The organism is Erythrobacter sp. JB2-19 (assembly GCF_057365005.1).
Window position 1 is genome coordinate 2,470,755 of the sequence record NZ_CP200290.1, and the last position, 21,035, is coordinate 2,491,789.

Sequence of the window (21,035 nt, forward strand, 5' to 3'; positions counted from 1 at the left end):
AATTGTCGCCCGCAGACATCACCGCCCGCGGCCCCTTCCATTAAAAGCCTCTCGGCCCTCACATAGATTCCACCGCCTCAACGCCGAGCACGCCGAGACCATTACGGATCACTTGCCCGATTGCGTCAGCAAGGAAAAGCCGTGCGCCCGTTAAACCAGCATCTTGTTCCAAGATGAAGCGCTTTTGCGGCGAATCATTGCCGAGGTTCCAGAAAGTGTGAAGCTCTGAAGCCAAATCATAAAGATAAAAGGCGATCCTATGGGGCTCGCGCGCCTTTGCGGCGGCCTCGATCTCACGCGGGAATTGCGCGGCAAAACGGATCAGAGCCAGCTCTTCATCGCCCAATTGCGCTAAATTCTGGTCCGATGGGGCCAGACCAGCCTCGGCTGCCTTGCGCAGGGTCGAACGGATCCGCGCATGGGCATATTGGACATAGAAGACCGGATTGTCCTTGCTCGCCTCGACCACCTTGGCGAAATCAAACTCCATCTGCGCCTCAGGTTTACGGGTCAGCATGGTGAAACGCACCACGTCCTTGCCCACTTCGCCCGCCACATCGGCCAGCGTCACAAACGTGCCAGAGCGTTTCGACATCTTCACCGGCTCGCCGCCGCGCAGCAACTGAACCATTTGCACCAGCTTGACGTCGAACGGGGTTGGGCTGCCCTGCCCTTCGCCCAGCGCCGCAACCGCGGCTTTGATCCGCTTAACTGTGCCGGCGTGATCCGCGCCCCAGATGTTGATCATCGCATCGGCGTTTTGCGCCTTTTGCATATGATAGGCGAGATCGGCACCGAAATAGGTCCAGGAACCGGAAGATTTCTTAATCGGTCGGTCCTGATCATCGCCAAATTTGGTCGAGCGGAACAGCGGTAACTCAACCGGCTCCCAGTCCTCAGGCGGGGCCTTGCCCTTAGGCGCTTCGAGCACGCCGTCATAAACCAGATCATGCTCGCGCAGCCACGCCTCGGCGGCATCGGGCTTGCCCTCGCGATGCAACTGAGCCTCTGAGGCAAAGACATTGTGATGAATGCCCAGCACAGCCAGATCAGCCTTGATCAATTCCATCATCGCATCGACGGATTGCTCGCGGAACTGCGACAGCCATTCGCTTTCATCCGCGTTTGCGTAGGCATCGCCGTGTTTTTTCGCGAGCGCCGCGCCGAGCGGTTTCAAGTAGTCTCCGGGATAGAGCCCTTCTGGGATCGCGCCGATATCCTCGCCCAGCGCCTCGCGGTAACGTAGATGCGCGGAGCGAGCGAGCACGTCGACTTGGCCGCCCGCATCATTGATATAATATTCGCGCACCACCGAATGACCGGCAAATTCAAGCAGGCTGGCGAGCGCATCGCCCACCACCGCGCCCCGGCAATGGCCCATATGCATTGGCCCGGTCGGGTTCGCAGAGACATATTCGACGTTCACCGTCGTGCCCGCGCCCATCTCAGAGCGGCCATAGGCGTCGGCCTTCGCAGCGATTGCGGCTAGCTCAGCCAGCCACGCGGCGGGATCGAGCCGCAGGTTGATGAAGCCCGGCCCGGCGATCTCTGCATTGGTGATTTGCGGGTCCGCCTCAAGCTTCGCCGCGATTTTCTCAGCCAACGCGCGTGGATTGGTCTTCGCCTGCTTTGCCAGCACCATGGCGGCATTGGTTGCCAGATCACCATGGCTTGGATCTCGCGGCGGCTCCAGCGTGACATTGGCGAAATTGGTACCCTCAGGCAGCACGCCTTCCTCTTCCAACGCCTGAAGCGCGCTGTGGGTATTGGCCGCAAAGGCGGCGTAGAGTGTTGGTTGATCAGTCATAGGAAGCACGCGCTACCTTAATTTTCTGCTTGCGCAAGAGGATCGCGGTCCGAGCAACGGTCGCAGAGCGACCGCAAGGCCGACCGGCCACCCGCAGCGACGCGACCTCTGGTCGCATGAGCGAGGAAATCGCACACCGGATGGTGTGCGGAACGACTTAACGCGTGGCGTTATAGGCCAGCTGCTGCTCAGTCAGTTGAAAGCCGACCAGCATTTCAAAGCTGGTTCGCTGGATCGCCGCGCGGACCTCTGGTGCAGACAACGGATCAAGCGCGGCATCGACATCGCCAGGTCGTCGCTTGCGTGTGATCCGCTCACGGATATCGGCGGGCAAGGTCGCATCTGCGCGGTTGATGTAAGAAGCAGCGGTTCCGCTGGCCTGCGCGCGCTCCTGGCCATCAGCGAAATTGATCGTCACTTCGCCAATGCGTTTTGAGACAACTGCGCTGCCGCCCTGCAGAACAGTAACGAAGTAAGGCACCGTGACGGTGCGTGCGCCGCGAACGTCGGTGCGGCGGGCCAGCACGTCAAAACTCGCTTCGCTGTAGACCTTCTCGCCGCTCTCATCACAGGTGTGGCGCAAATTTGTGATCGTTGCGGTCATATCCAGATTGGCCGCCGTCTGATCGCCAACCGCACGAAACGCAGTGATATCGCCGGTATAGTCAGGAATGCCGACCGATGGGCAGGATGTCAGGACGGCGGTGATACCGACCCCTTGATCAACCACCAACTCGCCTTCGCGGGCACAGCCAGCAAGGGCAGCAACAAGAGCTAGAGCAGGCAAAATCGGCTTGCGAAACGTCATCAACTGGGTCGTCCTCGATTAATCGATCCAATGCGCACGCATCTAGTAGCGGCGCACCACAAAAACTGAAGTATCACGCCCTAGCGGCGGACGTCGCAAAGCGCTAGAGGGGGCGATATGAATGCTCCCTTTCCCAATTCCGATAATGGCGGGTCGCCTGCCCCAGGCGGCGGACAAGCTGACCAAACCCCGCTAACCCTGCTGATCGCAGCCCCGCGCGGCTTTTGCGCTGGCGTAGACCGGGCGATCGAGATCGTCGAAAGATCGATCGAGCGCTACGGCGCGCCGGTCTATGTGCGCCATGAAATCGTCCACAACAAATACGTCGTGAACTCGCTGAAGGCGCAAGGGGCGATCTTTGTTGAGGAATTGGACGAGGTGCCCGACGATGCCCCGGTAGTGTTCAGCGCGCATGGTGTACCGAAATCGGTTCCGGCTGAGGCGCAGCGGCGCAATATGATTTATGTTGATGCAACCTGCCCGCTGGTCTCCAAAGTTCACCGGCAGGCTGAGCGTCAGCTAGAGAAAGACCGGCACATCATCTTTGTCGGTCATGCGGGCCACCCTGAGGTGATCGGGACGATGGGTCAGGTTGACGAAGGCCAGATGACCTTGGTCGAGACTGTTGAAGACGTCGACAAACTACCGTTTGAAACCAATGATGAGCTTGCTTACCTGACGCAGACCACTCTGTCTGTCGATGATACTGCAGAAGTGATCGCGGCACTCGAATTGCGCTATCCCAATATTCGCGGTCCAAAGGCGGAGGACATTTGCTATGCGACCTCCAACCGCCAGGCCGCGGTCAAACAAATTGCGGGGCAATGCGACCTGTTGTTGGTGATTGGTGCGCCAAACTCCTCAAATTCGCTACGACTCGTCGAAGTGGCAGAGCGGCTGGGCACACCCGGTAAACTAATCCAGCGCAGTAATGAGATTGAACCTACTTGGCTCGACGGAGTGGAAACGCTCGGCGTGACCGCCGGAGCCTCCGCACCAGAAATCTTGGTGCGCGAGGTGGTCGCCAAGATCACGGAACTGCGCCCGGTCAACGAACAGACAATCACGGCAGCGGAAGAGAAGATGGTCTTCAAACTGCCGCGCGAATTGACCGACTAAGGCAGCGAAGCTCGCAGACGAATGGCGGTCTACACTCACCTTGGCGCTGAGGAATTGGCACAGCTGATCGCGCATTACGATGCTGGCGATCTCGTCTCGGCCAAGGGTATCGCCGAGGGCGTCTCGAACTCAAACTGGCTGATCGAAACGACGGGCAATGGCGCAGGCGGTTCACCCACACGTTTCATCCTGACCATGTATGAGCGCCGGATTGAGCTCAGTGATCTGCCCTATTTCCTAGGCCTACTCGATCACCTGTCAGCTGGCGGCTGCCCCGTGCCGCGCACCATCCATGACCATGACGGCGCCGCGTTTCGAATGCTGGATGGCAAAGCGATCGCGCTGATCGAATTTCTTCCGGGTGTTTCGCCAACTCAGCCAACTGTCGCTCAGACGCGGGCCGTGGGCGGCGCGCTAGCGCAAATGCATCTCGCGTCGGCTAATTTTGAACTAACCCGCGCCAATACTATGGGCTTTACCGATAACCTAGCAGTGCTGGAGAAATGCGGAGAGGCGGGCCTTGCCAGCATTGACCTGGCACTTCCCGCAGTCTTAGGCCCAGCCAAGGCCGCTGCTGCGCTCGATTTATCCGCCCTTCCCATGTCCAACATTCACGCTGATCTGTTCCCGGACAATGTCCTGATGCTGGGCAATCAAGTTTCGGGTATGATTGACTTCTATTTCGCTTGCCGAGGCACCATGGCCTTAGATCTTGCGACCACCCATGCTGCGTGGTGCTTTGACCCCTCTGGCAAGCGCTACAATGCCGATCTCGGAAGCGCGCTGATCGAAGGATACGAGGCGGTTCGTCCGCTAGAGACCGCTGAGCGTGAGCTGCTGCCAGAAATCGCCAAGGGAGCGTGCCTGCGATTTGTCGCGAGCCGCGCGGAGGATTGGCTCGATACGCCGGATGACGCATTGGTCACACGCAAGAACCCATTGCAATTCGTCTCACGATGGCACTTTTACGACGAAGTGGGCCTAGGTATATTTGCGTAAGCTAACTATTCGGGCAATGGTGGATGCTATGAAACACGTCGAGATTTTCACTGACGGCGCCTGTAAAGGCAATCCCGGCCCGGGCGGCTGGGGCGTGCTGCTGCGCTTAGGCAAGCATGAGAAGGAATTGTCGGGCGGAGAACGCGACACCACTAACAACCGTATGGAGTTGATGGCGGCCATCAAGGGTCTTTCCGCTCTGATCGAGCCATGCTCTGTCGATCTCTATTCGGACAGCAAATATGTGCTCGACGGGATGACCAAATGGGTTGCCGGCTGGCAAAAGCGCGGCTGGATCAACGCCAGCAAGAAACCCGTTCGCAATGCCGATTTGTGGCATGAGCTAATCGACGTCTCGGCCAAGCATCAGGTTGAATGGCACTGGGTCAAAGGGCACAGCGGCCATCCGGAGAACGAGCGCGTCGACAAGCTCGCCAGCGATCAAGCAAACCGCGCGGCATCCGCCAGCGACGAAGAAGAGAGCGAAAACGCCTAAAGCGTGCTTGCGCGAGTTGATGCGCGCCTAGTGACCGCAATCCACTGAGATCAAACAAAAAGCGGCGCACCATTCCGGTACGCCGCCCTCATATCAGTATTGTGCAACAGCAGCGGCGGCGATGCGCCAGCCGCCAATGCAACCTAGGTGTTGTCTTCGGTCGGCGCGCCAGGGCCATTCTTCTTGATCGAATCGATCGCATTTTGCGCGCTCGACTTGCTAGAATAACCTTGGGTGGAGAACATCACTTCTGAATTGTAGCTAAAGCGCACACGAAATTCGCCTGCTTTGTCTTTGTAGATTTCAAATTTATGCGACATCGGATTGTCTCCTGTAGTTTTGAATTCGTCCGCGATTCGGGAGCTTACAGATCAAAACAAGGTTGGCTAGGCATGGGTTGTAACAAAACGTTGCGGCGCGTAGCGCGCGCGCTCGATCCCGCTGGTCATTGCATCCACGCCCAGCCCCAAAAGCTCTTGTGCCGCCAGCCGCGCCGCCGCGGGCGCGGTTTGAATACCAAAGCCGCCTTGTCCCGCAAACCAATAGAAGCCAGGGACTTCTGCGTCATAGCCATAAACGGGCAGACGGTCCGGCGCGAAGCTGCGCAAACCGGCCCAGCGCCGCTCAACATGCTCGATCTTCCAGTCGACAACCGTTTCAAAGCGCTCAATCGCGCGGGCGACATCCAGTTCTTCCGGCGCGGCATCGCACGGCTCACTGGGAATTTCGTCATGCGGACTCAACCACAATCGCCCATTGTCCGGCTTAAAGTAGAACCCGCCATTAATGTCGAGCACCAGTGGTAGATCGTCCGGGGCTTCAGGCGATACCCGCAACTGCACGACCGTGCGGCGCATGGGCGCAATCCCTAGCGGTTTGACACCTCCGGTGACTGCAAGCGCATCGGCCCATGCTCCTGCTGCGTTCACGACTCTTTCGGCCCCATAGGTTTCGCCGGATTCGAGAGTGACCGCCCATAGGCCGGTGTCGGGATAGCGTTTTAGTTTTGCTACACGCGCGCGGCAGACAAGGTCGACGCTGCGCTGGCGCATGATTTTGAGGTAATGCTGGTGCAGGCCCGCCACATCGATGTCCGCGCAGGCGGGCTCCCACACTGCATGACGCCATTCACCTCGAACATGCGGAACTTTCGCGGCAATCTCCGCGAGCGAGAGCCGCTCTATAGTGACGCCAGTGTCCGCAAAGGTCTGCTCAAAATCGGTAAGGGCACCGAGATCTTCATCCCGCGCCAAATGCACTGCGCCGCGCGGTTTCAGAAACCCGCCATCACGCAAATATTGCCCTGACGCGAGAGTGAGCGGCACCACGCCTGGCCCACCATAACACTCATCCCAGAAGGCCGCAGATCGCCCAGTTGAGTGGTATCCGGGCGCATCCTCTGCCTCCAGAACCAGTACTTTGGCATGAGCGGACAGCCCAGCCGCAAGACTAGCGCCCGCTATTCCGGCTCCGACAACCGCAAAGTCATAGATTCCATCGGGCATCAGCTTGCAGGTTTAGGCGCGACCCGATCGAGAAACTCGGTGACTGCATTCATTGCTCGGTCTCGCACCGCATCAACCTCGCGCAGTATCTCATGGCGGGCTTCTTCGCCAAAGGCGCACAGCTCTCCCTTGGGAAGGCGCTCTACCGCACGCACGCAATCGGCATGGCTCACCAGCTTATCTTCTGAGGTCGAGAGTATGAGCACCGGCACATCGACCGATTCCATTGCGCCGGGTGCTTCCAGCACTCTGGTCGAGGCATAGGCGCGCTCGACCCAGCCCCAACTGCCCGGCCCCATGACCAACTCTGGGCGGTGCTCCCGCCACCACAGTTCATCGTCATAGCGATCATCATCATGGGTCAACAGAGTGCGGCGGCGCGCGGGCATCTCGCCGGGCTTCTCGCTCCATTTCCATGCTTGCCGGGTCGGTTCGCCCACGACATTCATCAGCTTTGCCGCCCCGTGGAGCACCGCCAGCGGCAGCGGCGGCCCCGCCATGCCGAGCATGGGCGCGCTTAACACCACTGCCTTGGGCTGGACGCGACGTTCAATCAGTGCACGCATAACGAGATGCCCGCCCATCGAATGTCCGGCCAATACATGCGGTCCTGGCGTCTCAGCGATCCAGTCCGACCAGAAATGCGCAAGATCATCCACCCAGGTCGCGAAATCATCAATGTGTCCGGTAACCTCGTCATCACCGAGCCGGCCAGAGCCCGCCTGCCCGCGCCAGTCCGCCGCTGTTACGCGCCAGCCATCGCGGTGCCATTCATCCAGGCTTTCGAGATATTTTTCGTAATTGTCGCCTCGGCCTGGTAAAAACAGGATGGAGCCGCGCGGACTTTCATCGTCAGTTCTGGAGATCTGCCAATCAATCCGGCGCAATTCATGGCCATCTTGCGCATGCCAAATGCTCTCGCTGGCAGCAGCGGGAATTGCCCGGCGATCCATAATTACAACGCCTCTCGATCGGCGCGCCATGAGGGCATTGCAGACGTCACTAATTTCATCCCTTCGGGGTTGGTTACTATTTGGTAAGTCATAATCTGTAGCAACACCCTTAGAAGGACCGACCAGACAAGCTGGCCGTCAACCTTTGGGGGCCAAATGTTTAGTGAGACTATCCAATACGGACTGCTGATTGCCTTGGCAATTGCGCTGTTGTTTGCAGCCTTTACGGACATTCGTAGCCGCAGAATCGCCAATTGGTTGAACCTAGCGATTGTCGTTGGCGCACCGGTTTTTTGGTGGGCCAGTGGCATGTCTCTGCTTCCCGAAGGGCCGAGCATTTTTAGTCCGACCAGTGTCGCCTTGCAGGTCGGCGTCGCACTCATAACGTTTTTTGCCATGGCTCTTTTGTTCGCGCTCAAGATGATGGGCGGCGGCGATGTGAAGCTGTTGGCTGCACTTGCGCTGTGGATCGAACCCGGCGCCTTCATGCAATTGCTGATCATCATGGCGCTGGCTGGCGGCGTGCTGACCATTGTGATGGCTGCCTATCATTTCATGCGTCAGCAAAAAGAACGCATCGCAATTCCATACGGCGTGGCCATCGCGGCCGGCGGCCTGTGGGTCATTTATCCGAAAATTTTCTCCAGCGCGGCAATGGCTGCGAATTTGGGGTGAACCCGATTTTAACCAATCCGCGCTTAGAAGGCGCAAATCTACCCGCCCGTGAATTCATCTGGGCCATTACAAGGGGGCTACAAAGCCATGGACAGGAAGAAGCTTGTTTTGCTCATCGGAGCGTTGATCATCGCGGTCGGCACTGCCTTTGCTGCACGCAGCATGTTCGCAGGGGCCGCCGCCCCGGAAGTTGAGGCTGCTGCTGTGCCAGTCGGTCCAAAGGTCTTGGTTGCGCAGCGCGCGCTTCCAACCGGCACCATCATCACCGCCGATGCGCTGAGCTATCAGCAATGGCCGGAAGAGCTGGTGCAGGATGCCTACTTTATTGATGGCGAATCAGACATCACCCAATTGCTCGGCACTGTCGTGCGTCATCCGGTCACCGCTGGTGAACCGGTGACCCAAGGCTCGCTGGTAAGCCCTGGCGATCGCGGCTTCCTCGCTGCGGCGCTTGGCCCAGGCATGCGCGCCGTTACGGTGCCAGTGTCGGCTAAGACTGGTGTTGCTGGCTTTGTATTTCCGGGTGACCGTGTCGACCTTGTCCTGACTCAAACGGTCAAGGGCGAAGGTAAGCCTCTGAAGGCTGCTGAGACTGTTCTACGGAACCTGCGCGTCCTTGCGACTGACCAACGAACTTCGCAGACAACCAACGAAGCTGGCAATACCGTTGTTCGTGCATTCCGGACGGTCACAATCGAGGTGACGCCTAAGATCGCGGAAAAAGTGGCTGTGGCACAGACTCTCGGCACGCTCACATTGGTCCTGCGTTCGATCGCGGATAACCAAACTGAACTTGAGCGCGCAATTGCTTCTGGTGAGGTAAAAATTCCAGAAGATGCGACGCCTGAGGAAGAGGAACGGCTGCTCCAGTCGGCTATGAACCGACCAAATGATAAAGGCACGACCTATTCAACCGGCGGCGACGTCTCTCGCTTCCAACGCAAGTCGATTCCCGCCAGTGGCAAGGCTAAAGTTACGCCTCCTGCACTAGGCGTCCCAGCAAACGTCAACGGTGCTCCGGTCAATCGCGGCCCTGCCGTTCGTGTCACCCGTGGCAAGCAGACCAGGGAAGTTCCTGTGGGTGGTGTTCGAGGCGCGACCAATTCTCTCCGCCAGGGCCAAGCGCAGAATGTGAATGACGCCGGCCAGACTGCACCTGCTGCAGGCGCATTGCTGATCCGTTGAGGGAACAGAACATGACACACCAAATCGAAAATTTGGATGCCGTGCAAACGGCAACAGGGAAACTATCAAGGGGCTCTAAAATGAAACGCCTGTCTACTGCAAAAATGCTGCTGGCCAGTATTGCCGCACTGCCGCTTGTTGCAGCTCCGGCAAACATTGCCACCGCTCAGCAAGTGAACAGTCCGGATCAGGATGTTGTTCTGTCCATCGGTGCTGGTCAATTGGTCACAGTACCTGGCACGATGACGGATGTCTTCATTGCCAACGAATCTGTTGCCGATGTCCAGATCAAATCACAACGCCAGCTGTATGTGTTCGGTCGCTCCGGCGGTGAAACTACGATTTACGCTAGCAACGCATCTGGCAATGTAATTTGGTCGGCCAATATCCGCGTCGGTTCCAACATTGGCAGCATCGACCAGATGCTGGCGTTGGCAATGCCGCAAGCGAAAATTGGCGTTGCAACCATGGGCACCAACACGGTTCTTCTAACCGGCACTGTTAAGGCGCCAGAGGATGCAGCCGAAGCGGAACGCCTAGTCCAAGCCTTTGTTGGCGAAGGTGCAAATGTGATCAGTCGACTGAAAACAGCGACACCGTTGCAAGTCAATCTCAAGGTTACTTTTGCAGAAGTTAGCCGCTCGCTCACTCGCGATATTGGCGGAAATTTGGCCACTTTTGACGCCTCAACTGGCGGTTTCCGCGGCGCCATAGGAAATGGCCGCAACTTTACCAACGGCGAAGTTAACTTCGCGGGCCCATTGGCCGCAGGTAATGGCGTAGCTCAGCCCGCCCTCATTGGCGGCCGGATACCGCTCCTACGGCCGGATGGCACGGTCGCTGTCGATCCTGTGACAGGCGCTATCTTGTTTGAAACACTTCCTGATATTGCAGGCACCGCTGTTAACAGTGCCGGCGGCACCACCTTTGGTGCGCTGGGCCAGCTTTTCGGGCTGGACGTCACAGCTGCACTCGATGTTGCTGAACAAATCGGCCTGATCACGACCTTGTCCGAACCAAACCTCACTGCGCTTTCGGGTGAAACGGCTAGCTTCTTGGCTGGCGGTGAATTCCCGATCCCGATCAGCGAGGGTCTCGGCTCGGTTTCGATTGAGTATCGCAATTTCGGCGTTAGCCTTGCTTACACGCCTACGGTTCTGGCCAATGGTCGAATTTCTTTGCGGGTTCGCCCAGAGATTTCTGAGCTTTCAACGCAAGGCGCGGTCACTCTCAACGGCTTCCAGGTTCCGGCTCTCACAATCCGCCGGACCGAAACAACCGTCGAGCTTGGCTCTGGCCAAAGCTTCATGATTGCTGGCTTGATGAGCAACAACTCGCAGAACTCGATCGACAAGGCCCCAGGCGTTGGTGACATTCCAATCCTAGGCAACCTATTCCGTTCGCGCGCCTATCGTAAGGGCGAGACCGAATTGGTAATCATCGTAACGCCGTATCTGGTGAAGCCAGTCAATTCAAACCAGATCAAACTGCCAACCGATGGTTTCCGTGCAGCAAACGAGATCCAGCAACTGCTTGGCTACCAAGACAGCGCCAGCGAAAGCGGTGCGACCCGTCCTGGACCAACGGCTGCTGGTGACGAAAACGCACCTGAACCATCGGTAAGCGCTGCTGATCCCGCTGCAATCGTTCCCGGCTCCAGCCGTGATGATGAACGTCGCGCCAAGAAAAAAGACCGGAAAAAAGACCGTCAGGCTGACGCCGCGGCTCCAGGTTTTAGCCTCTAATCGAAGTGAGAAAGGTAAGAATGATGCCCAAAGCAACTCATAGTAAGCTGGCCAAACTGCCCGCTATTGCCATTGCCCTCTCGCTTGGAACAGCGCTCGCCGGATGCGGCGGTATGCCAACCGATCGGAGTCTATACAGCACCAAGCAGCCAGTGGTTGAGCGAACCAATTTTACGCTTGACGTGCAGACCAATCGCTCTGGTCTGCCAATCTCTGAACAGCAACGCGTTGATGGTTGGTTCGACACAATGGAACTGGCCTATGGTGATCGGATTTCAATTGATGATCCAACCAACAACCCTGCGCTGAAGACCGCCGTTAGCGATCTAGCAGGACGATACGGCCTGCTTGTCAGCGCGACAGCTCCGACGACTGCTGGCTTCCTCAATCCGGGTCAAGCCCGCATTGTGATCACCCGGTCGAACGCTTCAGTTCCAGGTTGTCCTGATTGGTCAGCCACATCGGACATGAACTACAACAACGCAACCAGCCCAAACTACGGCTGTGCGACCAACAGCAACATCGCTGCAATGATCGCCGATCCGCAAGACCTGCTCGAAGGCAAGAAAGGCACTGGCGAATCCGTCGTCGCCAGCGGCACCAAAGCCATCGACCAGTTCCGCAACACTGCACCGTCTGGTGCAGGTGGTCTTCCAGCAGCTTCAACCGGAGGGAATTGATCCATGAACGCGCCTTGGAATTCCGGACTACCCGGCAATCGTGATCCATTTGCGGCCTATATCTGCGATGACAACGCACTCGACGTTCTGCGTCCAGTGGTCATCGAAATGGGCTGGCAGCCAGAGAAGTGCAACAAAGGCGGACTGCGCAACGCGATCCAATCGCTGTCAGTCAGCGCCAGCCCTGCCATCCTGCTCGTTGATTTGTCTGAAAGCGGCGACCCGCTGAATGATATCAACGCACTGGCTGAGGTCTGCGAGCCCGGTACTGTCGTGATCGCTATTGGCCAGGTCAATGACGTACGTCTGTATCGTGACCTGCTTGCCAGCGGCATTCACGATTATCTGCTGAAGCCGTTGTCTGCTCAACAGATCCACGATTCGCTGAATCAGGCTCTTAACGTCTTCACCTCGCCAAAAGCCGGCGAAGCGGAGCAAGTGCAGCGCCATATTTCGACCGCAGTGGTTGGAACGCGCGGCGGCGTTGGCGCGTCAACGCTGGCAACTTCGCTGGCATGGCTGTTCAGTGATGAACACAATGCGCCAACCGCACTGCTTGATCTTGACGTGCATTTCGGCACCGGCGCACTTGCGCTGGATCTGGAGCCAGGTCGCGGCCTGACCGATGCGATTGACAATCCAAGCCGGATTGATGGGCTCTTCATTGAGCGCGCCATGATCCGCGCCAACGATAATTTGTCGATCCTGTCTGCTGAGGCACCGATCAATCAGCCATTGATGACTGATGGCGCGGCATTCTTACAATTGGAGGAAGAATTCCGCCAAGCGTTTGAAATGACTGTGATCGATTTGCCGCGCAATATGCTGATCAACTTCCCGCATCTGCTGGGCGAGGTTAACCTCGTTCTGGTTACCTGCGAGCTGACCCTGGCATCTGCACGTGACACAATTCGCGTTCTGTCTTGGCTGAAAACCAATGCTGCGCACGCCCATCCGATGGTCGTTGCCAACAAGGTTCAAAACGCCACCGCTGAGATCAGCAAAGCTGACTTTGAAGCATCAATTGAGCGCAAGATTGATTTCGTAATTCCATACGACATCAAAGCCGCGTCCAATGCTGCGAAGCTTGGCCAAGTGTTCGTTGATGCCAACCGCTCGAGCAAATCCACTGCTGTTATCAAGCAGATTGGTGAGCGGATTATGGGCGCCGATGAAGACGATTTGGAAGCACTGACAGAAGAGAAGAAGTCGCTTTTGGGCGGGTTTGATCTGAAGTCGCTGTTGTCGAAGAAAGACAAGTCAGAGGCCGAACCGGCTGAATAACAAGCATCAGAGGGGCGGCTCGCGGCAATTATCGGCGCGGCGCTCCTCTCCTCGCTTGCTGATCGGTCACGCCTAAACAAGAAAAGGCGGGAAGGGAAAGCATGGATATCTTGCAAATCCTGCTCATCACTACGGTGATTTTTGCAGTCCTCGTTGGCGGCTACGTCCTCGCGACTGGCTCAAACTCGGGCAAGGCTCAGAAACGACGCCTTGAGGCCCTGAGGTATCGCCATTCGCAAAGCACCGACGCCAAAGTTGATGCGCAACTGAAAAAAGCGATCGCGGCTCGCAAGCCAAAGGCTCAAAAGGTCGCTGGCGCAAGCTCACGCACCGAAGCGCTGGCCATTCGGCTTGATCGCACCGGTAAGCCTTGGACATTGTCGCAATATCTCTATGCGACCCTTGGCCTTGCCTTGGTGTTTGCAGTGTTGGTTTACATCAAATCCGGCGCACTTTTGCTCTCGCTTGGTGTTGGCCTATTGCTTGGTGCTGGCATTCCGCATTTGGTCGTGAATTTCATGATCAAAAAGCGCACTGCAATGTTCAACGCAAAATTTCCTGACGGCATTGAGTTGCTCGTCCGGGGCCTACGCTCTGGCTTGCCAGTCACCGAAACTCTGGGCGTTGTTGCGCAAGAAGTCGAAGGCCCAGTGGGCATCGAGTTCAAGGGCATCACCGAACGCATCCGCATCGGCCGCACTATGGAGGAATCGCTCCAGGAGACCGCTGATCGGCTTGGCATTCCGGAATTCAACTTCTTCTGCATCACGCTGGCCATTCAGCGCGAGACCGGCGGTAACCTGGCAGAGACACTGTCGAATCTGGCTGATGTTTTGCGCAAACGCTCGCAAATGAAGCTGAAAATCAAAGCGATGAGCTCTGAATCCAAAGCTTCTGCCTACATCGTTGGCTCGCTGCCTTTCATCGTCTTTGCGATGATCTGGTGGATCAACCCAGGCTATCTTGGCGGCTTCTTTACTGAGGACCGACTTATCATTGCCGGTCTGGGCGGCCTGACTTGGATGTCGATTGGTGTGTTTATCATGGCCAAAATGGTCAGCTTTGAAATCTAAGTGAGGGACGAGATACTATGATTAATCCTCAACCCGGCCCCACTTTGCTTGGTTTCGACGTTATTGTCGTCGGTACAATCCTGGCTGGCCTTGCTGCCTTTGCTGTGATCATGGCGATTTATGCCGCCGTGACGATCAAAGATCCAATGTCCAAGCGTGTTAAAGCGCTTGAGGAACGCCGCGACGAGCTCAAAGCTGGTATTGTCACTGGCAATACCAAAAAACGCGCCAGCCTGGTCCGTAAGACCGAAGGCACTGACAAGGTCAAAGAGCGCCTCGACAGTATGAAGATCCTGCAGGATAGTCAGCTTGAAGACATTCAGCAGAAGCTGGCTTACGCAGGATACCGCAACAAAGAACTCGCGGTTTACGTCATCATGCTGCGAGCGATCTTGCCTATCGTGATAGGGGCAATCGCAGCGACCGTAATATACTTACTCGATTTCTTCCCAGACTGGGGTGCGTTCAAGCGTGCAGGTGCGCTCACCGTGGCAGTCTTTGGTGCCTACAAAGCTCCAGAATTGTTCTTGTCCAACAAGGCAAGCAAACGGACGCTGGAAATCCAGCGAGGCCTACCAGACGCGCTCGATCTGCTCGTCATTTGCGCAGAAGCCGGTCTTACGGTCGATGCCGCGTTTAACCGCGTCGCCAAGGAACTGGGCCGCGCCTATCCGGAACTGGGCGATGAATTTGCCCTCACCGCGATTGAGCTGTCCTTCCTGAACGAGCGGAAACAAGCGTTCGACAATCTGGCTTATCGGGTCAATCTTGACGCTGTCAAAGGCGTGGTGACAACCATGGTTCAGACCGAGCGTTATGGTACACCGCTGGCATCCGCGCTGCGGGTCCTGTCAGCAGAGTTCCGTAACGAGCGGATGATGCGCGCCGAGGAAAAGGCCGCCCGTCTGCCAGCGATTATGACCGTACCGTTGATCTTGTTCATTCTACCGGTGCTGTTCATCGTTATCCTTGGTCCAGCAGCTTGCTCGATCTCGGATGCACTGATTAAGGAATAAAATCCGACATCACTCAACGCGCCGCTTGGCATGGAGCAAGCTCAAACGGCGCACAGACGAAAGGCCCGGCTACACAGCCGGGCCTTTTTTGTTTGGGGTCGAATTGTATTGGGAGGTTGGGGTCCGCGTCAGACCGCTTCAGCGCCCTCGCCCAGCAATCCGGCGCGCTCGCGCATACGATGCAGCAGCTCGCGAAACTTCATCTGCTCATCAATTGTGAAATCGGCAAAGAGTTCGCTCTCGGTCGCCTGCGCCAGCGGCATCACTTCGCGGTGAATGGCCCGCCCATCTTCGGTCAGCTCCAGCAGGTGCGAACGTCCATCGCGCGCATTGGGAGCCCGGGCGATAAGCCCGCGTTCCTCAAGCACTTTGCAGGCCCGATTAACCGCGACCTTATCCATCAAGGTCGCCTCGGTCAGGGCTCTTTGTGTGAGCCGCCCTGTGCCATCCTTGGCATCGCCAAGCACTGCCATCACCCGCCATTCCAGAATCTTCAGGCCAAAGCGTTTGCGATAGCGCTCAGCGATCAAGCTGCTGACAGCATTGGACGCAATTGACAGCTGGTAGGGGAGAAAGTCCGCGAGTTGTCCCGGCATTGTCGAGAGAGCGCCGGTTTGAATCGTGCCCGCTCTCCTATGTTCGCCCCCTGCTTGGCTCACCTCTGCGCTCCGTTTGTTCGCTGCAACCTTATTACTCACGGCATTGGTTTCCCATGAAACCAGCCGCGAATGCAAGCTTGGCCGTTCAGCAAACGCTATTCGTAGGTCGCCTCGTCCCACCAGGGATAGAAATCTGGCATGTCTTCGGTGACTTTACCGGGATAGATGGCTTTGCGCTTTTCAAGGAAGCTGGCGATCCCCTCTTTCGCGTCCTTACCGCGCGAGAGGCGGTAGATCGCGCGGCTGTCGATCTTATGCGCCTCCATCGGATGGTCTGCGCTGGCGAGCCGGTACATCATCGCCCGGGTCATAGCGACCGACACAGCGGAGGTATTTTCGGCGATCTCGTTTGCGAGCTCTCGGGCCGCATGCTGCAAATCGGACGGCACATGAACAGAGCGCACCAGCCGGCCCGATTTCGCTTCCTCTGCGCCGAACACCCGGCCAGAATAGCACCATTCAAGCGCCTGGCTGATCCCGACGATTCTGGGCAAGAACCAGCTTGAGGCCGCCTCTGGCACAATCCCGCGCCGGGCAAAGACGAACCCATAGCGCGCAGTATCGCTCGCGAGCCGAATATCCATCGCTAGCTGCATGGTCGCACCCACACCCACTGCCACGCCATTGCAGGCAGAGATCAGTGGCTTTGTGCTCTCATAGAGCCTCAGGGTCAGCAATCCTCCGCCATCGCGAACCTTAGGATCGGACAGATCGTCCACCTCTTCGGGGTCAGAGAACACGTGCCCCCCGCCTTCCGGCGTCAGGTCCGCGCCTGCACAAAACGCCTTCTCTCCGCTGCCGGTAAAGATCACCGCGCGCACCGCGTCATCCGCGTCGATATCATCCATCGCCGCAATGATCTCCGTCCCCATCGTGCGGGTGTATGCGTTCATCTTTTCCGGACGATTGAGCGTAATGGTCGCAATGCCATCGGCCTTGTCGACGAGTATCTGGGTGTATTCGGTCATGTGGGTTCTCTCCGTTGCGAACGAACTCTGACACACCTCTTGGAGGAAGAAAACTGTCCTTCTCAACAAGCCCTTAAATCAGTTCGATCAAGCCGAACTCCGCGCCTTGCTCAATCCTGCTCCTGTCCGCCAGTCCTTGCTATCCTAAGCGGTAGCCATTTTCATTGAGATTGCCCCTTTCGAGCTTGTGACGGCGCGCAAGGCTAGTCAGTTGAGAACAACCGGTAGAGCGTTACGCGCTGGATCAAGCCTTTGTCGGTGCGGACCTCTTCCGCCACCGCGACAAATCCGTATCCGGCGGCAAGAGCGCGCCCAAAGCGTGCGTTTTCCTGACCGGCTTCGTGGTGATAGGTCAAAAGGCGGTCACCCGTGGTGCCATCGAGTACGACCAACCCGCCCTGTCCCGCCAACGAATTCGGCCAGTCCGGAAGGCCCGAAATCAGCAAATTTCGCTCACCGGTCAGGCCCGATGGAAACCCTTCCCCACTGACTCCGTTCAAGATTTCATCAGTCGTTGTTGGGGCACCTCGGTCCTCGAGCGTGAATAACAATTCGCCGCTGTCCAGATCATAAGAGTGCACACGCTCTGTGGGCCAATTCGAAGGGCCCGTTTCGCCCAAACTCGATACATGTAGCCGGCCATCCGATAGAACGAGTGACCGACCAAGCATGGTCGCCTTTTCTGATACCGGCCTATCGAACCTATATTGAAAGGAGCCATCTTTCGCATCGAAGACCCAGACCTCGCCCCGCGCATAGAGACCGGTCGGCCCCGAGTGACCATTTGAAGCGATGGCGATATGCGTTTCGTTCATCGCGATCGTATGGCCAAAATAGCTCAGGCGGCGACCATTTTCGGGTACGTTCGGCTCATCAATGGTAAGCAATATTTCCCCAGTTTTGGCGCTGAACACCCAAGCGCTGGCGCGCCTGTCCCTAGTTGTTGAAACAGACACGAGAATGCGCTCACCGTCCAAGGCCAGGCCAGCGATCCCAAACCACGCAGATTCCTCGGCGCGCGGGTTCTCTATGCGGCGCAGCAGCTTTAGGGTCTTCGCGTCGTAGACCAGCAACTGGCCGCCAGCTTCTGGTGAATGCTTACGATGAAGGACGGTGACGACAAAGTGATCATTCGCTGCGATCGCTTCGCCAAATCCGTCAAATGGCCGTGCATCAGGGTGATTGAGGACGTCGCCGGGTTCACCGCTTTCAATATCGAACGCGCGGATTACCTGATGCTGCCGATCCCCCTTGGGCATGAAGCCAGCCACCAGAACATGCTCTGGCGTGATCGCGAGTGTCGGCTCCAGCTTGAAATCTGAGCCATAGCCCCCGCCGTCATAGCTCCAAACCTTTTCGAGGCGTAGTCCGGCTCTATCCCCCTCCTCGGCGAGGGCGGGATTGGCAGTCAGGAAGAGAAAAGCAAACGCTAGTGAAAAGAAGCGGAAGAGTCCGGTGGCTCGAGATCCAGAGTTTTTCTCGTAAGCCAACAGACCCTCCCGCCTTCTTTACTAAGTCCCGATAAACTATCGCTAGGCATGCGCCTAAGGGGGCAAGTTAATCAAGGGTCAGACCATTAACGCGGTGCCATGCGGATACCGCCGTCGAGGCGCACGTCTTCGCCATTGAAGTAGCCGGTTTCGATCATCGTCATCGCTAGCTTCGCGTACTCGTCAGGGTTGCCCAGACGTTTCGGGAATGGAACGGAGGCTGCGAGTGCTTCCTTCACCTGCGGCGGTGCAGCGTTCATCAACGGGGTTTCGAAGATGCCGGGCAGGATGGTGTTCACCCGAATGCCTTCGCGCATCAGGTCGCGAGCGATTGGCAAGGTCATGCCGACAACGCCGCCCTTCGATGCGGAATAGGCCGCCTGGCCAATTTGACCGTCTTCAGCGGCGACCGATGCCGTGTTGACCATCGCGCCGCGCGCGCCGTCTTCATTAATCGGGTCGAGCGTCATCATGCCGGCCGCCGATTTGGCGATGCAGCGGAACGTGCCGATCAAGTTCACCTGAATGACGAAGTCGAAAGCAGAGACGGGAAAGTGCTTGATCTCGCCAGTTTGTTTGTCGCGGCTGGCGGTCTTGATCGCATTGCCGATGCCAGCGCAATTCACGAGAATCCGCTCTTGGCCGTGCACTTCGCGCGCCTTAGCAAAGCCAGCGTCCACGTCTTCATCGCTGGTTACATTGACCTTGCAAAACACGCCGCCAATCTCGGCGGCCATGGCCTCGCCCTTCTCTTCGTTCATGTCGAAGATGGCGACTTTGGCGCCTTTGACCGCGAGTGCGCGGGCCGTTGCCGCGCCGAGGCCGGATGCGCCGCCGGTGACGACGGCTGGGGTGTTTGCAGATACTTCCATTGTTTCAATTCCTCTCAAATGAGTTTTTATTCTTAAAGAGCCTCAACGATGGTGACATTAGCAACGCCGCCGCCTTCGCACATCGTTTGCAGGCCGTATTTCTTGCCATGACGTTTCAGCCCATGGACGAGCGTTGCCATCAATTTTGTGCCCGACGCGCCGAGCGGGTGGCCCAGTGCAATCGCGCCGCCATGCACGTTCAGCTTTTCTGGATCGGCGCCCGTGTGCTTCAGCCATGCCATCGGTACAGGAGCGAAAGCCTCGTTGACCTCGTAAAGATCAATATCGTCGATCTTCAGGCCAGCGCGTTCCAGCGCGCGGTCAGTTGCAAACAGCGGCTCTTCCAGCATGATAACAGGGTCGCCCGCCGTGACGGTGAGGTTGTGAATGCGCGCCATTGGCGTGAGATTGTGGCGTTTAAGAGCCTCTTCGCTCACCACCAGAACCGCAGAGGATCCGTCGCAAATCTGGCTGGCAGAGGCGGCGGTGATCCGCCCCTCTGGCGCGAGCAGTTTGACGCCCGAAATCCCTTCAAGCGTCGCATCAAAGCGGATCCCTTCATCCACCGTGTGCATGGCATCGCCTTCCGGCGTTTCGATCGCAATCGGCGCGATTTCGTCTTTGAATGCGCCCGCCTCGGTCGCCGCGATCGCGCGCTTGTGGCTCTCCAGCGCGAATGCGTCGATCTGCTCTTTGGAAAAATCATGCTTCTTCGCGATCATTTCTGCGCCCATGAACTGGCTGAACTGAACGCCCGGATATTTCTCCATAACGCCGGGCGACATGTAATTGCCCAGCCCCTCTTTCATATGCAACGTCATGTTAGAACCCATCGGAACGCGGGTCATACTTTCAACGCCGCTCGCGATCACGACGTCCTGCGTCCCGCTCATCACGGCTTGCGCAGCGAACTGGATCGCTTGCTGAGAAGATCCGCATTGGCGATCAATCGACACGGCTGGCGTTGTTTGTGGCAGCAGCTTTGACGCGAGCACCGCCATCCGGCCGACCTGCCCGGCTTGCTCACCCGCCTGGCTGACACAACCGCTCACCACATCATCAATCACGGTGGGATCAATGCCGCTGCGCTCAACAATCGCGTCGAGCGAATGAGCCAGAAGATCAACCGGATGAATGCCAGCAAGCCTGCCGCCTCGGCGCCCTCCGGCTGTGCGAACGGCGTCAACGATATAAGCGGTGGTCATAGCGGCATGTCCTCTCACGGCAGTGTCCGGGCGGCCCCATTCTTGGACCTGCTCCATGTTATGGCCACCGAGGTAAGGTCCGCTTACGTAAACGTCAACCGAGATTCTGAGCGTGATTTGAGCTTCCTTTGCGCATCACAATTGTCACAGCTTGTCCAAGGCAAAGACTGAAGTGTTACTAAGTCAAATTGAAGCAAAGCAAAGAACCCCATGAAAAGGCGGATTCTGTTGGTTAATTCGAGCGATTTAGGAGTGTTGCACAGCTGCTACACCGCGATTTCAATTTCGCGAAAGCTAACCGTCGTGCTTTCCTTAATCGCGCAAAGGCTACTAATTCGAGGGCAGGGAATGGTGGGTCTAAAAGCTTATGTGAGAATGTTGCTCACGTAGCTTCTGTTACGCCTTTGCCGATAAATTGGATGCCTTTTGATACTGACATTAAGGTCGGAATCCGGGACTGGATTGCATCTTGACATTTGTCAGCCGAACTTTGGCT

Annotated in this window: 20 protein-coding genes; 10 read left to right on the forward strand and 10 right to left on the reverse strand. The window is 57.3% G+C overall.

Going from position 1 to position 21,035, the window contains the following annotated elements; translation table 11 throughout:
• Positions 1–58: 58 nt before the first annotated feature.
• On the reverse strand, positions 59–1,807 hold the full coding sequence (gene argS, locus AC0V6O_RS11945) for an arginine--tRNA ligase (protein ID WP_486144270.1): 1,749 nt from the start codon (positions 1,805–1,807) through the stop codon (positions 59–61).
• 157 nt (positions 1,808–1,964) lie between these two features.
• Positions 1,965–2,615 carry a hypothetical protein gene (locus AC0V6O_RS11950; RefSeq protein ID WP_486144272.1) on the reverse strand — a complete coding sequence of 217 codons (651 nt, stop codon included), beginning with the start codon at positions 2,613–2,615 and terminating at the stop codon, positions 1,965–1,967.
• 117 nt (positions 2,616–2,732) lie between these two features.
• Between AC0V6O_RS11950 and ispH the strand changes: the two genes are divergently transcribed.
• From ispH to rnhA, 3 genes are read left to right on the forward strand one after another with little or no spacing between them, the layout of a single operon-like run.
• Positions 2,733–3,734 carry a 4-hydroxy-3-methylbut-2-enyl diphosphate reductase gene (ispH, locus tag AC0V6O_RS11955; protein ID WP_486144274.1) on the forward strand — a complete coding sequence of 334 codons (1,002 nt, stop codon included), beginning with the start codon at positions 2,733–2,735 and terminating at the stop codon, positions 3,732–3,734.
• A 21-nt stretch (positions 3,735–3,755) separates the two neighbouring features.
• Positions 3,756–4,733, forward strand: a complete 978-nt coding sequence (locus AC0V6O_RS11960; protein WP_486144276.1) for a homoserine kinase — start codon at positions 3,756–3,758, stop codon at positions 4,731–4,733.
• A gap of 28 nt (positions 4,734–4,761) precedes the next feature.
• Positions 4,762–5,229: a ribonuclease HI gene (gene rnhA, locus AC0V6O_RS11965; protein ID WP_486144278.1), complete on the forward strand. Its 468-nt coding sequence runs from the start codon at positions 4,762–4,764 to the stop codon at positions 5,227–5,229.
• 143 nt (positions 5,230–5,372) lie between these two features.
• On the opposite strand, the gene AC0V6O_RS11970 is transcribed toward rnhA, so the two are convergent.
• The 3 genes from AC0V6O_RS11970 to AC0V6O_RS11980 all read right to left on the reverse strand — a co-directional run bounded on the left by AC0V6O_RS11970 (position 5,373) and on the right by AC0V6O_RS11980 (position 7,687).
• The gene (locus AC0V6O_RS11970) at positions 5,373–5,549 is read right to left on the reverse strand and encodes a YegP family protein (protein ID WP_472639486.1); all 177 of its coding nucleotides are present in this window, start codon (positions 5,547–5,549) and stop codon (positions 5,373–5,375) included.
• A gap of 66 nt (positions 5,550–5,615) precedes the next feature.
• Positions 5,616–6,734: an NAD(P)/FAD-dependent oxidoreductase gene (locus AC0V6O_RS11975; protein WP_486144281.1), complete on the reverse strand. Its 1,119-nt coding sequence runs from the start codon at positions 6,732–6,734 to the stop codon at positions 5,616–5,618.
• On the reverse strand, positions 6,734–7,687 hold the full coding sequence (locus AC0V6O_RS11980) for an alpha/beta fold hydrolase (protein ID WP_486144283.1): 954 nt from the start codon (positions 7,685–7,687) through the stop codon (positions 6,734–6,736). The genes AC0V6O_RS11975 and AC0V6O_RS11980 overlap by 1 nt, the downstream gene beginning before the upstream one ends.
• A 156-nt stretch (positions 7,688–7,843) precedes the next feature.
• On the opposite strand from AC0V6O_RS11980, the gene AC0V6O_RS11985 reads away from it, so the two are divergent.
• The 7 genes from AC0V6O_RS11985 to AC0V6O_RS12015 all read left to right on the forward strand — a co-directional run bounded on the left by AC0V6O_RS11985 (position 7,844) and on the right by AC0V6O_RS12015 (position 15,345).
• Positions 7,844–8,362, forward strand: a complete 519-nt coding sequence (locus tag AC0V6O_RS11985; protein WP_486144285.1) for an A24 family peptidase — start codon at positions 7,844–7,846, stop codon at positions 8,360–8,362.
• 87 nt (positions 8,363–8,449) lie between these two features.
• Positions 8,450–9,547, forward strand: coding sequence for a Flp pilus assembly protein CpaB (gene cpaB, locus AC0V6O_RS11990; protein ID WP_486144287.1), 1,098 nt, complete (start codon positions 8,450–8,452; stop codon positions 9,545–9,547).
• Positions 9,548–9,627: 80 nt separating this feature from the next.
• Positions 9,628–11,292, forward strand: a complete 1,665-nt coding sequence (locus AC0V6O_RS11995; protein ID WP_486144289.1) for a type II and III secretion system protein family protein — start codon at positions 9,628–9,630, stop codon at positions 11,290–11,292.
• Between the two features lie 20 nt (positions 11,293–11,312).
• Positions 11,313–11,972: a CpaD family pilus assembly protein gene (locus tag AC0V6O_RS12000; RefSeq protein ID WP_486144291.1), complete on the forward strand. Its 660-nt coding sequence runs from the start codon at positions 11,313–11,315 to the stop codon at positions 11,970–11,972.
• Positions 11,973–11,975: 3 nt separating this feature from the next.
• Positions 11,976–13,256: a CpaE/TadZ family protein gene (locus AC0V6O_RS12005; RefSeq protein WP_472639493.1), complete on the forward strand. Its 1,281-nt coding sequence runs from the start codon at positions 11,976–11,978 to the stop codon at positions 13,254–13,256.
• A 101-nt stretch (positions 13,257–13,357) separates the two neighbouring features.
• A complete protein-coding gene (locus AC0V6O_RS12010; RefSeq protein ID WP_486144293.1) occupies positions 13,358–14,329 on the forward strand; it encodes a type II secretion system F family protein in 972 nt (323 codons plus the stop codon).
• Between the two features lie 17 nt (positions 14,330–14,346).
• On the forward strand, positions 14,347–15,345 hold the full coding sequence (locus tag AC0V6O_RS12015; protein WP_486144295.1) for a type II secretion system F family protein: 999 nt from the start codon (positions 14,347–14,349) through the stop codon (positions 15,343–15,345).
• 128 nt (positions 15,346–15,473) lie between these two features.
• On the opposite strand, the gene AC0V6O_RS12020 is transcribed toward AC0V6O_RS12015, so the two are convergent.
• The 5 genes from AC0V6O_RS12020 to AC0V6O_RS12040 all read right to left on the reverse strand — a co-directional run bounded on the left by AC0V6O_RS12020 (position 15,474) and on the right by AC0V6O_RS12040 (position 20,539).
• Positions 15,474–15,941: a MarR family winged helix-turn-helix transcriptional regulator gene (locus AC0V6O_RS12020; RefSeq protein WP_486145617.1), complete on the reverse strand. Its 468-nt coding sequence runs from the start codon at positions 15,939–15,941 to the stop codon at positions 15,474–15,476.
• A 158-nt stretch (positions 15,942–16,099) separates the two neighbouring features.
• Positions 16,100–16,972, reverse strand: coding sequence for a crotonase/enoyl-CoA hydratase family protein (locus AC0V6O_RS12025; RefSeq protein WP_486144297.1), 873 nt, complete (start codon positions 16,970–16,972; stop codon positions 16,100–16,102).
• A gap of 203 nt (positions 16,973–17,175) precedes the next feature.
• On the reverse strand, positions 17,176–18,462 hold the full coding sequence (locus AC0V6O_RS12030; RefSeq protein WP_486144299.1) for a hypothetical protein: 1,287 nt from the start codon (positions 18,460–18,462) through the stop codon (positions 17,176–17,178).
• A gap of 86 nt (positions 18,463–18,548) precedes the next feature.
• Positions 18,549–19,334 (reverse strand): SDR family NAD(P)-dependent oxidoreductase, encoded by a 786-nt coding sequence (locus AC0V6O_RS12035; RefSeq protein WP_486144301.1) that lies wholly within the window; start codon positions 19,332–19,334, stop codon positions 18,549–18,551.
• Positions 19,335–19,366: 32 nt separating this feature from the next.
• Positions 19,367–20,539, reverse strand: a complete 1,173-nt coding sequence (locus AC0V6O_RS12040; protein ID WP_486144303.1) for an acetyl-CoA C-acetyltransferase — start codon at positions 20,537–20,539, stop codon at positions 19,367–19,369.
• Positions 20,540–21,035: the final 496 nt, after the last annotated feature.

Bases quoted from the DNA above. Each gene is read 5' to 3' on its own strand.
- argS (WP_486144270.1), bottom strand. From the start codon at position 1,807: ATGACTGATCAACCAACACTCTACGCCGCCTTTGCGGCCAATACCCAC.
- AC0V6O_RS11950 (WP_486144272.1), bottom strand. From the start codon at position 2,615: ATGACGTTTCGCAAGCCGATTTTGCCTGCTCTAGCTCTTGTTGCTGCC.
- ispH (WP_486144274.1), top strand. From the start codon at position 2,733: ATGAATGCTCCCTTTCCCAATTCCGATAATGGCGGGTCGCCTGCCCCA.
- AC0V6O_RS11960 (WP_486144276.1), top strand. From the start codon at position 3,756: ATGGCGGTCTACACTCACCTTGGCGCTGAGGAATTGGCACAGCTGATC.
- rnhA (WP_486144278.1), top strand. From the start codon at position 4,762: ATGAAACACGTCGAGATTTTCACTGACGGCGCCTGTAAAGGCAATCCC.
- AC0V6O_RS11970 (WP_472639486.1), bottom strand. From the start codon at position 5,549: ATGTCGCATAAATTTGAAATCTACAAAGACAAAGCAGGCGAATTTCGT.
- AC0V6O_RS11975 (WP_486144281.1), bottom strand. From the start codon at position 6,734: ATGCCCGATGGAATCTATGACTTTGCGGTTGTCGGAGCCGGAATAGCG.
- AC0V6O_RS11980 (WP_486144283.1), bottom strand. From the start codon at position 7,687: ATGGATCGCCGGGCAATTCCCGCTGCTGCCAGCGAGAGCATTTGGCAT.
- AC0V6O_RS11985 (WP_486144285.1), top strand. From the start codon at position 7,844: ATGTTTAGTGAGACTATCCAATACGGACTGCTGATTGCCTTGGCAATT.
- cpaB (WP_486144287.1), top strand. From the start codon at position 8,450: ATGGACAGGAAGAAGCTTGTTTTGCTCATCGGAGCGTTGATCATCGCG.
- AC0V6O_RS11995 (WP_486144289.1), top strand. From the start codon at position 9,628: ATGAAACGCCTGTCTACTGCAAAAATGCTGCTGGCCAGTATTGCCGCA.
- AC0V6O_RS12000 (WP_486144291.1), top strand. From the start codon at position 11,313: ATGATGCCCAAAGCAACTCATAGTAAGCTGGCCAAACTGCCCGCTATT.
- AC0V6O_RS12005 (WP_472639493.1), top strand. From the start codon at position 11,976: ATGAACGCGCCTTGGAATTCCGGACTACCCGGCAATCGTGATCCATTT.
- AC0V6O_RS12010 (WP_486144293.1), top strand. From the start codon at position 13,358: ATGGATATCTTGCAAATCCTGCTCATCACTACGGTGATTTTTGCAGTC.
- AC0V6O_RS12015 (WP_486144295.1), top strand. From the start codon at position 14,347: ATGATTAATCCTCAACCCGGCCCCACTTTGCTTGGTTTCGACGTTATT.
- AC0V6O_RS12020 (WP_486145617.1), bottom strand. From the start codon at position 15,941: ATGCCGGGACAACTCGCGGACTTTCTCCCCTACCAGCTGTCAATTGCG.
- AC0V6O_RS12025 (WP_486144297.1), bottom strand. From the start codon at position 16,972: ATGACCGAATACACCCAGATACTCGTCGACAAGGCCGATGGCATTGCG.
- AC0V6O_RS12035 (WP_486144301.1), bottom strand. From the start codon at position 19,334: ATGGAAGTATCTGCAAACACCCCAGCCGTCGTCACCGGCGGCGCATCC.
- AC0V6O_RS12040 (WP_486144303.1), bottom strand. From the start codon at position 20,539: ATGACCACCGCTTATATCGTTGACGCCGTTCGCACAGCCGGAGGGCGC.